The 14,674-nt window shown below is 64.9% G+C and carries 14 protein-coding genes and 1 tRNA gene; 9 read left to right on the forward strand and 6 right to left on the reverse strand.

Translation table 11 applies throughout. From position 1 onward, the window contains the following. Positions 1 to 86 precede the first annotated feature (86 nt). The 8 genes from LDB29_RS02700 to LDB29_RS02735 all read left to right on the forward strand — a co-directional run bounded on the left by LDB29_RS02700 (position 87) and on the right by LDB29_RS02735 (position 9,221). Positions 87 to 163 (forward strand) — tRNA-Met (locus LDB29_RS02700). Between the two features lie 113 nt (positions 164 to 276). Next, positions 277 to 1,686 (forward strand): circularly permuted type 2 ATP-grasp protein, encoded by a 1,410-nt coding sequence (locus LDB29_RS02705; RefSeq protein ID WP_025550184.1) that lies wholly within the window; start codon positions 277 to 279, stop codon positions 1,684 to 1,686. Between the two features lie 160 nt (positions 1,687 to 1,846). Further along, positions 1,847 to 2,779 (forward strand): alpha-E domain-containing protein, encoded by a 933-nt coding sequence (locus LDB29_RS02710; RefSeq protein ID WP_025550183.1) that lies wholly within the window; start codon positions 1,847 to 1,849, stop codon positions 2,777 to 2,779. A 13-nt stretch (positions 2,780 to 2,792) separates the two neighbouring features. Then, positions 2,793 to 3,662: a transglutaminase family protein gene (locus LDB29_RS02715; RefSeq protein ID WP_048575373.1), complete on the forward strand. Its 870-nt coding sequence runs from the start codon at positions 2,793 to 2,795 to the stop codon at positions 3,660 to 3,662. Between the two features lie 24 nt (positions 3,663 to 3,686). Beyond that, positions 3,687 to 4,424 carry a peptidase gene (locus LDB29_RS02720; RefSeq protein ID WP_025550181.1) on the forward strand — a complete coding sequence of 246 codons (738 nt, stop codon included), beginning with the start codon at positions 3,687 to 3,689 and terminating at the stop codon, positions 4,422 to 4,424. A gap of 120 nt (positions 4,425 to 4,544) precedes the next feature. Then, positions 4,545 to 5,507 (forward strand): thioredoxin-disulfide reductase, encoded by a 963-nt coding sequence (gene trxB, locus LDB29_RS02725; RefSeq protein WP_025550180.1) that lies wholly within the window; start codon positions 4,545 to 4,547, stop codon positions 5,505 to 5,507. Positions 5,508 to 5,699: 192 nt separating this feature from the next. Continuing rightward, positions 5,700 to 6,518: an arginyltransferase gene (locus tag LDB29_RS02730; RefSeq protein ID WP_025550179.1), complete on the forward strand. Its 819-nt coding sequence runs from the start codon at positions 5,700 to 5,702 to the stop codon at positions 6,516 to 6,518. Between the two features lie 180 nt (positions 6,519 to 6,698). Continuing rightward, on the forward strand, positions 6,699 to 9,221 hold the full coding sequence (locus tag LDB29_RS02735; protein WP_257556982.1) for an EAL domain-containing protein: 2,523 nt from the start codon (positions 6,699 to 6,701) through the stop codon (positions 9,219 to 9,221). Positions 9,222 to 9,468: 247 nt separating this feature from the next. Here LDB29_RS02735 and LDB29_RS02740 read toward each other — a convergent pair whose 3' ends face one another. The 4 genes from LDB29_RS02740 to LDB29_RS02755 form a co-directional block, all read right to left on the reverse strand. After that, positions 9,469 to 10,272 carry an RcnB family protein gene (locus LDB29_RS02740; RefSeq protein ID WP_257556074.1) on the reverse strand — a complete coding sequence of 268 codons (804 nt, stop codon included), beginning with the start codon at positions 10,270 to 10,272 and terminating at the stop codon, positions 9,469 to 9,471. 173 nt (positions 10,273 to 10,445) lie between these two features. Further along, the gene (locus LDB29_RS02745) at positions 10,446 to 10,931 is read right to left on the reverse strand and encodes a GAF domain-containing protein (protein WP_257556075.1); all 486 of its coding nucleotides are present in this window, start codon (positions 10,929 to 10,931) and stop codon (positions 10,446 to 10,448) included. 41 nt (positions 10,932 to 10,972) lie between these two features. Further along, entirely contained in the window at positions 10,973 to 11,398 is a 426-nt protein-coding gene (gene arfB / locus LDB29_RS02750; RefSeq protein WP_257556076.1) for an alternative ribosome rescue aminoacyl-tRNA hydrolase ArfB, read from the reverse strand. 5 nt (positions 11,399 to 11,403) lie between these two features. Then, positions 11,404 to 12,081, reverse strand: a complete 678-nt coding sequence (locus tag LDB29_RS02755; RefSeq protein ID WP_257556077.1) for an RluA family pseudouridine synthase — start codon at positions 12,079 to 12,081, stop codon at positions 11,404 to 11,406. Positions 12,082 to 12,149: 68 nt separating this feature from the next. On the opposite strand from LDB29_RS02755, the gene LDB29_RS02760 reads away from it, so the two are divergent. Beyond that, positions 12,150 to 13,112 (forward strand): acyltransferase family protein, encoded by a 963-nt coding sequence (locus tag LDB29_RS02760; RefSeq protein ID WP_257556078.1) that lies wholly within the window; start codon positions 12,150 to 12,152, stop codon positions 13,110 to 13,112. 112 nt (positions 13,113 to 13,224) lie between these two features. Here LDB29_RS02760 and LDB29_RS02765 read toward each other — a convergent pair whose 3' ends face one another. Together LDB29_RS02765 and LDB29_RS02770 are read right to left on the reverse strand one after the other, a co-directional pair. Beyond that, on the reverse strand, positions 13,225 to 14,085 hold the full coding sequence (locus LDB29_RS02765) for a sigma-70 family RNA polymerase sigma factor (protein ID WP_257556079.1): 861 nt from the start codon (positions 14,083 to 14,085) through the stop codon (positions 13,225 to 13,227). Continuing rightward, the gene (locus LDB29_RS02770) at positions 14,085 to 14,540 is read right to left on the reverse strand and encodes a carboxymuconolactone decarboxylase family protein (RefSeq protein WP_025550171.1); all 456 of its coding nucleotides are present in this window, start codon (positions 14,538 to 14,540) and stop codon (positions 14,085 to 14,087) included. Before LDB29_RS02770 ends, LDB29_RS02765 begins: the two co-directional genes overlap by 1 nt. Between the last annotated feature and the right edge of the window lie 134 nt (positions 14,541 to 14,674).

A 14,674-nucleotide genomic window follows, 5' to 3' on the forward strand; every position in this document is an offset into this window, starting at 1 on the left:
ATGCTGTGAAACCCCGTTGACCCATCAGCCCGCTCTGCTTATAGCGCCGCCTCACCGCAGGGCATGGCCCGGCGGACGGCCCATGGGGCGGAGTAGCTCAGCTGGTTAGAGCAGCGGAATCATAATCCGCGTGTCGGGGGTTCAAGTCCCTCCTCCGCTACCACCTTTACAGACAGTCAGGCCCAGGCGGATTTTCCGCTTGCATTCGTCCTTTCCTGTTGCACTAATGTTGCAATGCACAACCAGCCGATGGCCGGCTGAGGGAGGATCGATACTTTGCCCTTCCACGAAATGTTTGAGCCGGATGGTTCGATACGCCCCTGCTACGCGGAAGTGCAGAATTGGGTGGATCGGACCGGCATTGCCGGGCTCAATCGTCGAATGGATGAGGCGGAGGCGATCTTCCGGCGCATCGGCATCACCTTCGCCGTCTATGGGGAGGGTGGCGATCCGGAACGACTGATCCCCTTCGACCTGCTGCCCCGCATCTTCATGGCCCAGGAATGGCGCGTGCTGGACAAGGGCATCCGGCAACGGGCGCGGGCGCTCAACGCCTTCCTCCACGACGTCTATCATCGCGGAGAAATTGTGAAGGCGGGGGTCATGCCCGCGGACATCATCTATCAGAACAGCGCCTATCTGGCGGAAATGGCCGACTTCACCCCGCCGGGGAAAGTGTACAGCCATATCGTCGGCATCGACATCGTCCGCACCGGGCCAACCCGGTTCGAGGTGCTGGAGGATAATTGCCGCACCCCTTCCGGCGTGTCCTACATGCTGGAAAATCGTGAGATCATGACCCGCATGTTCCCGGAACTGTTCGCGCAGGGCGTGGTCGCGCCGGTCGACGATTATCCCGCGGAATTGCTGAAAAGCCTGAAGGAAGTGGCGCCGCCCGCCTGCAAGGGCGATCCGGTGGTGGTGGTGCTGACGCCCGGTTCGCTCAACAGCGCCTATTATGAGCACAGCTTCCTTGCCGACCTGATGGGCGTGGAACTGGTGGAGCCGGCGGACCTGTTCGTCGACGATGACCGGGTGTGGATGAAGACCACGCTGGGGCCGAAGGCGGTCGACGTCATCTACCGGCGCATCGACGATGAATATATCGACCCGCTGGTCTTTCGGCCGGACAGCCTGCTGGGCGTGCCCGGCATCTTCAACGTCTATCGCAATGGCGGTGTGACGCTGGCGTCCGCACCGGGATCGGGGATCGCGGACGACAAGGCCGTGTACATCTATGTGCCGGAAATGATCCGCTTCTATCTGGGCGAGCAGCCGATCCTGGACAATATCCAGACCTGGCAATGCGGGAAGCCGGACGAATGCGCCTATGTGCTGGAAAATCTGCACGAACTGGTCGCGAAGGAAGTCCATGGATCGGGCGGCTACGGCATGCTGATCGGGCCGAAATCGACCAAGGACGAGATCGCGGCTTATGCCGACCGCATCCGCGCCAATCCGGGCGAGTTCATCGCCCAGCCGACGCTGGATCTGTCGACCGTGCCCACGCTGGGACCGGCGGCGGTGGTGGGGCGCCATGCGGATTTCCGGCCCTATTGTCTGGTAGGCAAGCAGATCAGGCTGGTGCCCGGCGGGCTGACGCGTGTGGCGCTGACCGAAGGATCGCTGGTGGTGAACTCCAGCCAGGGGGGCGGGGTGAAGGACACCTGGGTATTGCAGGATTGATGATGTTTAGAACCTTCATCACCCTTCTTCGTCATTCCCGCGAAGGCGGGAATACATCTCCTGATCTCACCCCTGGCGGCACGCTTGGGAGATGGATTGGTTTCGCCGTACTGGCGTTTCCCGTCTTCGCGGGAATGACGGAAGAGTGGGAGCGGGCCCCATGCTGAGCCGGACGGCCGAAAATCTCTTCTGGATGGCCCGCTACATGGAGCGCGCCGAGGCCACCGCCCGCCTGCTGACCATGGGCCAGCGCATGGCGATCCTGCCCGGCGCGCATCATCGCGACGAGTGGCGATCGGTGGTGCGGGCCACAGGCGCGCTCAACCATTTCCCCGAAGGCGCGCAGGTGACGGAAAGCGACGCCATCGCCTTCCTGATGCTGGACCTCGACAATCCCTCCTCCATCCGTTCCTGCCTGCTGAAAGCCCGCGCAAACGCCAAATCGGCCCGCACCATGTTGACGCAGGACATGTGGGAGGCGCTGAACGAAGGCTGGCGCAAGCTCGACAGCTATGACGTGGCGGAGGCGCGGCAGCAGCTTCCCGCGCTGATCGACTGGGTGAAGACGCGGGTGATGACCTTCCGCGGCGCGGCCCATTCGGGGCAGCTCCGCAATGAGGGGCATGATTTCCTGCGCACCGGCTCCGCGCTGGAGCGGGCGCAGATGACGCTGCGCCTGCTGGACGTCAAATATTATGTGCTGCTGCCGGAAACGGAAGTGGTCGGCGGCAATCGCGACCATTATCAATGGACGTCGGTGCTGTATGCGCTGTCTGGCGCACGGGCGTTCCACCATGTCTATGGCGGCACCTACACGCCCTGGCAGATCACCGATTTCCTGATGCTGAACCGCCTGTTCCCGCGCAGCGTCGCCTATTGCTACGACCAGCTTGCCTATCGGCTGAACCGTCTAGCCGGATGGCATGATGCGCGTTCGGCCTGCCATGACACCGTGCGGCAGATGGTGACCGATCTGGAGAAGCTGGACAGCGGCGAAATCTTCCGGGCCGGCCTGCATGAAACGGTGCAGAACGGCCTGATGAGCACCAACCGCCTGGGCGTCGAGATCGCCCAGGCCTATCATTTCGGCTGATGGGAGGACGCGCATGAAACTGCTCGTTCGCCACCAGACCATCTATCGCTATGAGGCTGCGGCCGGGCGGGTGGCGATGCGGCTGAAGCTGATGCCCGTCGACACGCCGACGCAGAAGGTGCTGGACTGGCAGGTCAGCGTCAATGGCGATCCGCTGACCGGCTTTCGCCGCAACAGCTATGGCGAGATGGAGGCGATCTGGGTCCGGCACGACCGGTTGGACAATGCCGTCATCGTCGCGGAAGGACTGGTCGAAACATGCGAAGGCCATGGCGTGGTGGGCTGGCTCGGCTGCCCGGTGAATCCGCGCTATTTTCTGCGGGAAACGCGGCTGACCGGGGCATCGCCGGAAATCCGGGCGATGGCGCTGTCCCTCCCCGACGAAGACGGGCCGCTGGCCCGGCTGCATGCGCTGTCGGCCGCCGTCAGCGATGCCGTGGCCTATCGCGCAGGCGTGACGACCACGAACACCACGGCGGCGGAGGCTTTCGCGCTGGGCGCCGGGGTCTGTCAGGATCATGCGCAGGTGTTCATCGCCGGCGCGCGGTCCATGGGCATCCCCGCGCGCTATGTGTCCGGCTATCTGCTGGCCGATGAGGGCGACGTGCTGCATGAGACTCATGGCTGGGCGGAGGCGCTGGTGCCCGAACTGGGCTGGGTGGGATTCGACCCCTCCAACCGGGTCTGCGTGACGGAGCGCTATCTGCGCCTCGCCTGCGGGCTGGATGCGGATGAGGCGGCGCCGATACGCGGCTCCGTGACCGTGGCGGGCGATATCTGGATTGACGCGGACGTCCGGATCGCGCAGGCGGAGGATGGGGTGGAGGAGCGGCAGCTCCAGCGGCAGCAACAACAGGGCGCGCAGACCACCACGCAGGGTTGAACGACGATAGGAGCCCTTGGGGCCATGACTTATTGTGTGGCGGTGCGCGTCGACCAGGGGCTGGTCATGCTGTCCGACACCCGCACCAATGCGGGAATGGACAATATCGCGCGCTTCCGGAAAAGCTTCACCTACAGCGTGCCGGGCGAACGCGCGATCACCCTGATGTGCTCCGGCAATCTGTCTATCACCCAGGGGGTGAAGGCGATGCTGGGCCGCGCGATCAAGGATTCGGCGCTCGATCCGGATGTGGAGACGATCCTCAACTGCCCCACCATGCACCGCGTCGCACAGATCGTGGGGGAGGCGATGTGCACCATGCAGGGCCGCTATCGCAGCACGATCGAGATGCAGGGCGCGGCGGCGGACGCCTCCATCCTGATCGCCGGGCAGCGCAGGGGCGGCAAGCCGCGGCTCTACCTCATCTATTCGGCCGGCAATTTCATCGAGGCGACGGAGGACACGCCCTTCTTCCAGATCGGCGAGCATAAATATGGCAAGCCGATCCTGGATCGCATCATCAAGCGCGAAACCAGTCTGGAAGATGCGACCAAGGCAGTGTTGGTGTCGATGGATTCGACGCTGCGGTCCAACCTGTCGGTGGGGATGCCGCTGGACCTGACCGTGATAGAACGGGATGCCTTCGACTTCCGCGTGCGCACCCGGATCGAGGCGGACAATGAGGAGTTCCAGCTTCTCTCGCACAGCTGGTCCGCCGCGCTGCGCAAGGGCTTCGAGGATTTGCCCAACGTCCTCGATTGACGGGACGAAGGCGGCCGCCCAAGGCTCAGCTTCTCACCCTTCAAGCAAATCCATCGCTTGCGCGTCCGCCTGCTTCGCCTATCTCATCCCGACAGACGAATCGCAGCCGGAAAGACTTTCATGACCGCCACCCATTCGACCCGCATGCTGATCCTCGGTTCCGGCCCGGCCGGCCTGTCCGCCGCCATTTATGGCGCGCGCGCGGGCCTGGCGCCGATCGTGGTGCAGGGCATGCAGCCGGGCGGCCAGTTGACGATCACGACCGACGTCGAAAATTATCCGGGTTTCCGCGACGTGATCCAGGGGCCCTGGCTGATGGAACAGATGCAGGCGCAGGCGGAGCATGTCGGCGCGCAGATGATGTACGACCAGATCATCGACGTCGACCTGTCGGAACGGCCCTTCCGCCTGAAGGGCGACAGCGGCACGCTCTATTATGCCGACAGCCTGGTGATTGCGACCGGCGCCCAGGCCAAATGGCTGGGCGCGGAGGGCGAACAGCTTTTGCAGGGCAAGGGCGTCTCCGCCTGCGCGACCTGCGACGGCTTCTTCTATCGCGGCAAGAAGGTGGTGGTGATCGGCGGCGGCAATACCGCGGTGGAGGAGGCGCTGTACCTCACCAACCACAGCCATGACGTCACCCTGATCCACCGCCGCGACTCGCTCCGGGCGGAGAAGATCCTCCAGCAGCGCCTGTTCGCGCATCCGCACATCAAGGTGCTGTGGAACCAGGCGGTCGATCGCTTCGTGGGCGGCGGCGATCCCGAGGGGCTGGTCGGCGTCGACCTGATCGACACGGTGACCGGCCACAAATCGCATATAGAGACGGACGGCGCGTTCGTCGCCATCGGCCACCAGCCCGCTACGGAGCTGTTCGTCGACAAGCTGCCGATGGACGAGGGCTATCTGCTGGTGGAAAAGGGCACGACCCGGACCGCCATCCCTGGCGTTTTCGCGGCGGGCGACGTCAGCGACAAGGTCTATCGTCAGGCCGTTACCGCCGCCGGCATGGGCTGCATGGCCGCTCTGGATGTGGAGAAGTTCCTGGCCGAAGCCGATTTCGAGGCTGTCGCCGCCGAATGAAATGGTCAAGCGGTCGGATTGCGTAGCGTCAATGTCCGCAACTGGCCATCCCCGGCCTATCTCATAACGTCCCTGCCTCTTCTCTGCCGCTTAACCAATTTTCGTGGTAAATAAACTTTTCACAGCGGCCCGCGAACGGCATAGTCGACTCATGAATCAGGGGTCGGGCAGCGCTGTGGGGGAGATGCGGTTGTGAGTGCACCGTTCCGCTTTCCGCGCTTTTTCGTCACCAACCCCAGTCCCTGTCCCTATCTGCCCGGCAAAAGCGAGCGGAAGGTGTTCACCGAACTGAGCGGGGACAATGCGTCGGAACTGAACGACGCGCTCGGTCGCATCGGCTTCCGCCGCAGCCAGAATGTCGCCTATCGCCCCAGTTGCGCGGATTGCTCCGCCTGCGTGTCCGTGCGCGTCGTCGCGGGGGAGTTCGAGCCGAACGCCACCCAGCGCAAATTGCTGCGCCGGAACGAAGACCTGGTCATCACCGCCTGCAAGCCCTGGTCGACGGAGGAACAGTTCGAACTGCTCCAGCGCTATCTGCGCGCCCGGCATCCCGGCGGCGGCATGACCGAAATGGATGAGATGGACTTTGCCGACATGGTCGAACAGACCCCGGTGGAAAGCCATGTCGTCGAATATCGCGAACCAGGCGAAGATGGCCGTCCCGGCAGGCTGATCGGCGCCTGCCTTACCGACCGGCAGGGCGATGGCCTGTCGATGATCTACAGCTTCTTCGATACGGAGCTGGAGCATCGCAAGGGGTTGGGCAATTTCATCATCATGGACCATATCCTGCGCGCGGCGAAGGCGGGGTTGCCCTATGTCTATCTCGGCTATTGGGTCGAGGGATCGCAGCGGATGCAGTACAAGATACGCTACCGGCCGCTTGAACGACTGAGCCGCAACGGCTGGACCCGCTTCGACCCGCAGGAGCAGGCGCAGGCCGTGCAGCAGGCGGAAAGCCGTGACGAGCCGGCGCTGCCGCGCGAACTGGCGGCGATCTTCCGCAAATAAAGCCGGCGAAAAATCCAGCCCGTACAAAGGACGGCCGATGGCGCTTTCGAGCGATCGGCATGGAACGGCTTAACGCCGTTATGGATTGATTACGTACTACGGCATTGGAAATCTTATTTAACTTTTTCCGTTACTGCTTTCCCATGGATTGCAGAAATGGCGTTGGATCAGGACCGGCAGATGGACCGTTTTGCTGATCGCAGATTTGGGGAATTTGCCTCCGAACTGGCTCGGGACGGGCTGGAATGGGATGCGTTTCACTATCGCAACGAACTATTATTCTCTCCCGTCTTCCAGCGCGTTTCGCCGCCGCTGATTCGCTGGATCGCTGATTATCGCGGCCGCATATTGTCGCGGGAGATCATGTCGGACCTTTTTGCCCGTCATTTTTCCTGCGACATCATCGGAAATGGCTGGCGGTCGATGCTGGACAGGCATGACTGGAAAGCGCTGGCCGACGCCGCCAAACGTTCCCCCCGGCCCGATCCCGTTCCCGTCCGCATGCGCACCCTTGCCGGTGAAACGAGGTCGGGGATCGTGCGCATGTCGCTGGTCGTGGAGCCCGATGAGGCGCCGCTCTGGTACGGAACGATCGAGGACATCGATGAGCGGTACGACTGCGACCGCCGCGCACTGGCCGATGCCCTGGCGGAAAGCCGGCAGCATTATCGCTGGTCGGTCGAACTCAGTCCGCAGGTCCCCTGGACGGCATCGGTCAGCGGCGAAATCGAGGAGGTGGGACCCCGCTGGCAGGAACTGACCGGCATGGCCCCGGCGCGTGCGCGGGGCAGGGGGTGGATCGATTCGCTGCATCCCGACGATGTCGATCGCACGCTGGCCATCTGGACGGAAAAGCTCCATTCAGGCGATCCTGTCGACGTCGACTACCGGCTGCGCCTCTCCGACGGCGGCTATCGCTGGATGCGGTCGCGCGCCTCGGCGCGCCGCGACGCGAAGGGCCGGATCGTGCGCTGGTACGGAACGCTGGAGGATGTTCACGCGCAGAAACTGGCGCAGCGCGAACTGGCCGACAGCGAGGAACGCTTCCGCCTGGCGGTGCAGTCGGCGCGGCTGGGCATATGGGATTTCGACGCGGTCGCCGGCACACGGACATGGTCGCGGGAATTCCGGACGATGCTGGGCCTGTCTGATACCGAACCGGCGACGAGCGAACTGGCATTGCGGCTGGTGCACCCGGATGATCGGTCGCGTCTCGCCGGAATGTTGGACGCCGTCGCGAACGGGCGCATGCCGCCGCATTTCGAAGCCACGCTGAGGGTGCACAGGGCCGACACCGGCGCCCTGCGCTGGATCAAGAGCGTCGGCTGGAGCAGCTTCTCCGATTCCGGCAAGCCATTGCGCGTCATCGTGACCTTCCAGGATGTGACGGAAGAAAGGAACAGCGAGGAACGGATACGCTGGGCCGCCACGCACGATCCCATGACGCATATGCCCAATCGCGCGCTGTGGCAGACGACATTGGAGGAAATGACCGAGCAGGCGCGCCGGACGGGGGAAAGTTTCGGCCTGATCCTGGTCGACATCGACGACCTGAAGCGGACCAACGACACGCTGGGCCATGATGCGGGCGATGCGCTGCTCTGCGGTTTTGCGCAGCGTTTCGCCTCCTGCGCGCCGGCCGATGCCATGATCGGGCGATTGGGCGGCGACGAGTTCGGCATGATCGCGCCCTCGCTCGCCAGCAGCGCGGCGCTTTCGGCCTGGAGCGCCGAATTGCTGGGCGGTGTGCGCGCGCCCTATGTCCATAATGGCCGGTCGCTCGATTATGGGATCAGCATGGGCGGCGCGGTCTTTGGCGAACATGGCGAGGATGCGGCGGAATTGCTGAAGGCGGCGGACCTGGCGCTTTATGCGTCCAAGTCCACCGGACGGGGCCGGCTGACGCTGTTCCAGTCGCAATTGCGCGCCGACGCGCAACAGCGCAGTTCGATGATCCACATGGCGCGGCAGGCGATCGTGGACGATCTGGTCGTCCCCTATTACCAGCCCAAGGCGGACATGAGGACCGGACGGATATTGGGCTATGAGGCGCTGCTGCGCTGGCAGCATCCCCGCACCGGCGTCCACGCGCCCGACACGATCGCGGCGGCTTTCGACAATGCGGAACTGGCTGTCGAACTTACCGAAAAGATGCTGGCGAAGGTCGTCCGCGACGTCGACCGATGGCTGCGCGCCGGCCATGATCCGGGCCGGGTCGCCATCAACGCCTCCGCCGCCGATTTCATGCAGCATGATTTTGCCGACTATGTCCTCGCCCATCTCGCGCGCTGCACCATCCCGCCGCAGCAGTTCGAGATCGAGGTGACGGAGACCGTTTTCCTGGGCCGGGGCGCCGAACAGGTGGAGCGGGCGTTGCACCGCCTGTCGTCGGCGGGCGTACGGATCGCGCTGGACGATTTCGGCACCGGCTACGCATCGCTCAGCCATTTGAAGCAATATCCGGTCGACGTGCTGAAGATCGACCGCAGTTTCATCAGCAATATCGAACAGGATGCGGGCGACGCCGTCATTGTCGACGCCATCGTCAAGCTGGGCAGCAGCCTTGGCATGGAGGTGGTGGCCGAAGGCGTCGAAACGGTGGGACAGGTCGAGATGCTGATCGCTCGCGGCTGCACCATCGGCCAGGGTTATCTGATGGGGCGCCCCCGGCCTTGGGCGGCGGTACGATCCCGCGCCGCCTAGAGCGATTTCCAGGCAGATGGAATAGTCTGCTGACTCGGAAAACGCGATAAAACAAAAACTTAGAGCAGTCCAGTCGATGCAATCGGATCGGAATCTGCTCCAGAGCGATTTCCAAGCGATCGTAACCGTCGCTGGTCAAGAAATCGCGGAAGACAAGGAAGCTGGAGCGGCGATCTGATTCATCGGAGCGAACGCCGGTTTTCCCGCTCCAATCCTTCCCGCGCGCACCGGAACAACTCTGTCGATGCTACCGCACCCTGCGCCTGCGGACCGGAACTTCCGTCACATAGGTCCGGGTGGTGGTGACGGCGGGCTGGACCACGACCGTCGTGGTGGTGGCGCCGGGATAATAATAGCCGTCCGATATGAAGCCCGGCGCTTGCGTCGTCGTGACGACGGGTTCTCCCGGACCGGCGCGCCGCTCCGTCCGGTTCGGCCCGGCGGCATAGGGCGGCGGGTCGAAATCGACGCCCGGTCCACCCCGGACCTGCCCCTCGAAACGACCTTCATAATCGCCGCTGAAGGTCTTGCCGTCCTTGTCGCGCCATGTACCGCTCCAGCGCCCTTCATAGCCCAGCGGCGGCGGCGGCGGGCCATCCCGCGCGGTGACTTCGTCATCATAGCCTATGCCCGGCGGCGGTGGCGTGTCGCCTGCTTCCTCCCATGCGACGCCGCTGCGATAATCGCGCACGCGGCCATCCCGGTCGGTCATCATCGCATCGTCATAATAGCGCGACCAGCCATAGCCGCTGACGGGCGCCGGCAGCCCGTAAGCGCCATAGTTGCGGATATGATAGGCGGGGTTGACCCAATAGCGTGGCAGGACATAGCCGACCACGGGCCTGCGATAAGCCGCCCAGCCGCCCGGCGCGTACCAGCCCGCATGCCAACGGCCCTGATGGCGCGGACCCCAGCGGTGCACCGTGGTTCCCGCATGGATCGCCGGCCGGGCGGCCATTCCTCCACCCCCGACCGGCCCATTTGCGGAAACCGGTGCCGTCAACCCGATCGCCAGACCTACGCCGGCCAGGATGAAGCTCCGGATATGCATGCTCAAATCCCCGTTTTCGGCTGATATGTTAACGGCTTGTTTAGCATGATCGGCCGCCGCCATCCAAGCGCCGGCATTTCCATGCCTGTCCCGAAAAGAGGCAGCGGCGCGCATTGCGGCCCGATATGTTCGCTATTTTGGTTCCCTGAAGGTGCCATTCATGGGTTTACGACCTAAGCCAGGCGCGACGCGATCCGCCCGACCAGCGCCTCCAGTCCGGTCCGGTCCACGCTGTCGAAGCGCGCCGGGATCGGGCTGTCGAGGTCCAGCACGGCGACGACCCGGCCTTCGACGATCACCGGCACGACGATCTCCGAAGCGCTGGCGGCGTCGCAGGCGATATGGCCGGGAAAGGCGTGGACGTCCTCCACCAGTTGCGTGTGGCCGCTGGCCGCCGCGGCGCCGGAGACGCCCTTGCCCAGCGGGATGCGGATGCAGGCGGCCTTGCCCTGAAAGGGGCCAAGGACCAGTTCGCCGCCGACCATCCGGTAAAAGCCCGCCCAATTGAGGTCGGGCAGGAACTGCCAGATCAGCGCGGAGACATTGGCCATGTTGGCGATGGCATCGGGCTCGCCCGCCGTCAGCGCATCGGCGGCGGAGAGCAGGTCGTCATGGAGCGTGGCTTTGTCGGCACCGGCCGGGGGAGAGAAATCGAACATAGCCGGCATATAGGATGTGGCGCGGGTGCAGGCCAGACCGGTTAATCCAGCCTTACCTTGCCACGTCCCGCCTTGACCGAACTGCGCGCCTTCTTCGCGTCGACGCGCCGCGCCTTGGCGGCCTTGCCCGGCTTGGTCGCCTTGCGCGCCTTCGGCACGACCGTGGCGTCCCGGATCAATTCCACAAGCCGGGCCAGCACCTCCTGCCGGTTCAAGAGCTGCGATCGCGATCCTTCGGAACGGAGGATCAGCACGCCCTCCGCCGTCATCCGCCGTCCGGCGATCGCCACCAGCCGGTGCTTGACCGCCTCGGGCAGCGACGGGCTGTTCGCCACGTCGAAGCGCAACTGCACCGCGCTGTCCGTGGTGTTCACATGCTGGCCGCCAGCCCCGGTCGAGCGGACGAAGCTTTCCGACAGCTCGTCGCTGTCGATGGAGATCGACCGGGTGACGGGGATGCGTGGCAAGGGCGCTAAAGCCCGGCCTGTTCGAGCAGTTCCTGCCCGAAGCCCGCTGCCGCGAAGGTCGCGGGCAGGGGGGCGGTCGCTTCCGCCGGCGACTTCTCCCCGCGCGGGATGCTGAGGAAGCGGCTGTGCAGCAGCATCGGCCCTTCGCCTGATCCATAGACCGGATCGCCCGCAATGCCGAAGCCCAGGCCATGCAGCGCATGGGTCCGGATCTGGTGGGTGCGTCCGGTGCGGGGGGTGAAGACGATCAGCGAGCGTCCGTCCTTCTCCGCGATCTTGCGCCAGTCGGTGAACGCGGCCTTCCCCGCCTTCGCCGGGATCATCCGCCACCCTTGGGTGGGCGTGCTGATCTTCTTGAGCGACAGGCCGATGGTGCCGCTGTCCTCCGCCGGAACGCCGTCCACCACCGCGACATAGCGCTTCGCGACCGTTCCGGCCTCAAAGGCCGCGGCGAAGCGCTTGTGCGCCTTGGGATTGCGGGCGAGCAGCAGGCAGCCGCTGGTGTCGCGGTCCAGCCGGTGCACCGGCAGCGGCCAGCGCTGGAAGCCGAAGGTCAGCGAGGACAGGTGGTTTTCCAGCGAAAGCGACCCGTCACGCGGCGCGTCGACGGGCAGGCCCGCCGGCTTGTCGAGGATGATGGCCTCGCCATCGATGAACAGAACTCGGTCATGAAGCAGGGACAAGAGGCGTTCTTCCGTAAATGCAGGGCAGCGATTGACGCGCGTGCCGCTTCCTATAGGGCGTGGAGGGCATGGAGAACAGGGGGCATGAGGCGCATCCGCCGGGCGGAGGGCGGCTGGAATGGATCGATGTCGCGCGCGGCATCGGGATCGTCGCCGTGGTCGCCGGCCATGTGTGGACGCGCGGGGGACTGCGCGACGCGATGTACAGTTTCCACATGCCGCTGTTCTTCCTGCTGTCGGGCCTCCTGTCCCGTCCGCAGCCGGCGGGACGCTTCACCCGCCGCCAGCTCGCGTCCCAGATGCGGCCCTATGCGGCTTTCCTGATCCTGCTGATCCTGACGGATCAGGTCGTCGAGACGATGAAGGGCGGCAGGCCGATCTTCCATGACTGGCCGGGGGATCTGGCGCCGATAGCGCTCGGCGGCTCCTGGTTGCGCGGGCCGTTCACCATATTCTGGTTCGTGCCCTGCCTGATGATGGCGCGCATCCTGTTCAACATGGCGCTGGCCCGCTGGCCCGACCCGCTCGACCGGCGCTGGGCGTTGCTGATGCTGCCGGTGCTGCTGATCGCCTATGGCGCGGCACAATGCACCAGCCTGTCGCCGCTGGGGCTGCTCACCCTACCCATGGCCCTGGTCCTGCTCTGGGTGGGGGCGGCATGGCAGCGCGTGGACTGGCGAAGCTGGATGCTGGCGCCGCTGGTCCCGCTGTCGCTGGCGGGGCTGACGGCGCTGCTGCCGACGCTCAACATGAAGGCGGCCGACTATGGCTGGCCCTTATTGTCCATCGCCTCGGCCATGGCCACCAGCTTCCTGCTGTTCCGCCTTTCGGTGCGGATCGCGCCCTTTGGCGGATGGATCGCCGCCATCGGGCGCGCATCGCTGGTCGTCATGTATCTCCATGTCGCGGTCATTCACTATCTTTCGCCCTATATGGCCAAGCCGTGGCTGCTGGTGCAGGCGCTTCTGATACCGCTCGCCGCTTATTATCTGATCCGGGCCGTCCCCGGCGCGCAAAGGATTTTCCTCTAAAAGGCGCGCTGCGTTACACGGGACGCGCGCTCCAGGCTTTTGTTGGGGCGTCGTTTGATCGGAAGACCGGTTCCCGACCTTCGACAGGCCCAGCGCAGGCTTTCCGGCCCCGTCAATGCAGATGCCGCAGCTTGTCCGGGTTGCGCATCACATAGATGCCGGTGACGCGCCCATCCTCGATGTCGAGCGCCGTGGTCTGGAGTTCGCCGTCCGCCTCGCGGGTGACGAAGCCGGGAAGGCCGTTGATCAATCCCACGCGCACCAGCGTCGACCCATATTTGCCGAACAGCACGGCCAGCGCCTTGTGCATCTGCATGACCGGGCCGAAGCCCAGCACCGGAACGATCGCGGCAGGGCGCTTGCCGCCGCCATCGCTGTGCAGGCTGACATCCCGTGCCAGCATCGCGCCCAGCGCCGCCATGTCGCCGCTCCGCGAGGCGGCGAAGAAGGCGCCGGCAATCTCCAGCCCGTGCTGTCTTTCCACCCGGTAGCGGGGTCTCGCCTCCCGCACATGGGCCCGCGCCCGCGCCGCCAGTTGACGGCAGGCCGCCGGATCGCGTTCGACCGTGGCGGCGATTTCCTCGAAGCCGACGCCGAAGACGTCATGCAGCAGGAAAGCCGCCCGCTCCAGCGGCGACAGCCGTTCCAGCGCCAGCATCAGCGGCAGCGTCACATCCTCTTCTTCCCCGGCGTCGTCCACCACCGGATCGGGCAGCCAGGGGCCGATATAGGTTTCGCGGTTGCGCCGCGCCGACTTGAGCTGGTCGAGGCACAGCCGCGTCACGGTGCGGCGCAGGAACGCTTCCGGCTCGCGCACCGCGCCGCGGTCGGCGCCCATCCATCGGATAAAGGCTTCCTGCACCACATCCTCGGCGTCCGCGACCGAACCCAGCATGCGATAGGCGACGCGGATGAGCCTGGGACGCAGCGGATCGAAGCTCTCCGCCGCGCCCCCATGCGCCCCCTGCGCCATCACGCAGCCGCCCTGGCCGGCGTGTCGTACCAGAGGCCGAAGCCCACCGCGATGCGGTTCCAGCCGTTGATGACGTTGATCATCAGGGTCAGCTTCACCTGCTCTTCCTCCGAAAACTCGGCTGCCAGCGCCTTGTGGGCCGCTTCATGGCTGTGCCCTTCGGAAAGGCGCGTCAAGGCCTCCGTCCATTCCAGCGCGGCCCGCTCGCGGGCCGTATAGCAGGGCGCCTCCCGCCAGGCGGAAAGCAGGTAGATGCGCTGTTCGCTTTCGCCCTGCGCGCGGGCCTCGACCGTGTGCATGTTGATGCAGTTGGCGCACTGGTTGATCTGCGACGCGCGGATCTTCACCAGCTCGATAAGGCTCGGCTCAAGGCTGGCATTGATGGCGGCGGAGGTGGCGAACCAGCTTTTCATAAGCTGGGGCGCGGCGGCAAAGGGGTCGAGCTTGGCAGTCATGTCAGCACCTTTCTTCCTGAGTTATGCCGACATGACGAGACAGGATCGGCTGGCGTGACATGGGTCGTGAAAAAAATGCCATATCGGCGATTGGAAGGGGGAACAGCGCCACCTTCATCCCCCCGGCCAATGAC

Source organism: Sphingobium sp. CFD-2 (assembly GCF_024611135.1).
Lineage (GTDB): Bacteria > Pseudomonadota > Alphaproteobacteria > Sphingomonadales > Sphingomonadaceae > Sphingobium > Sphingobium fuliginis.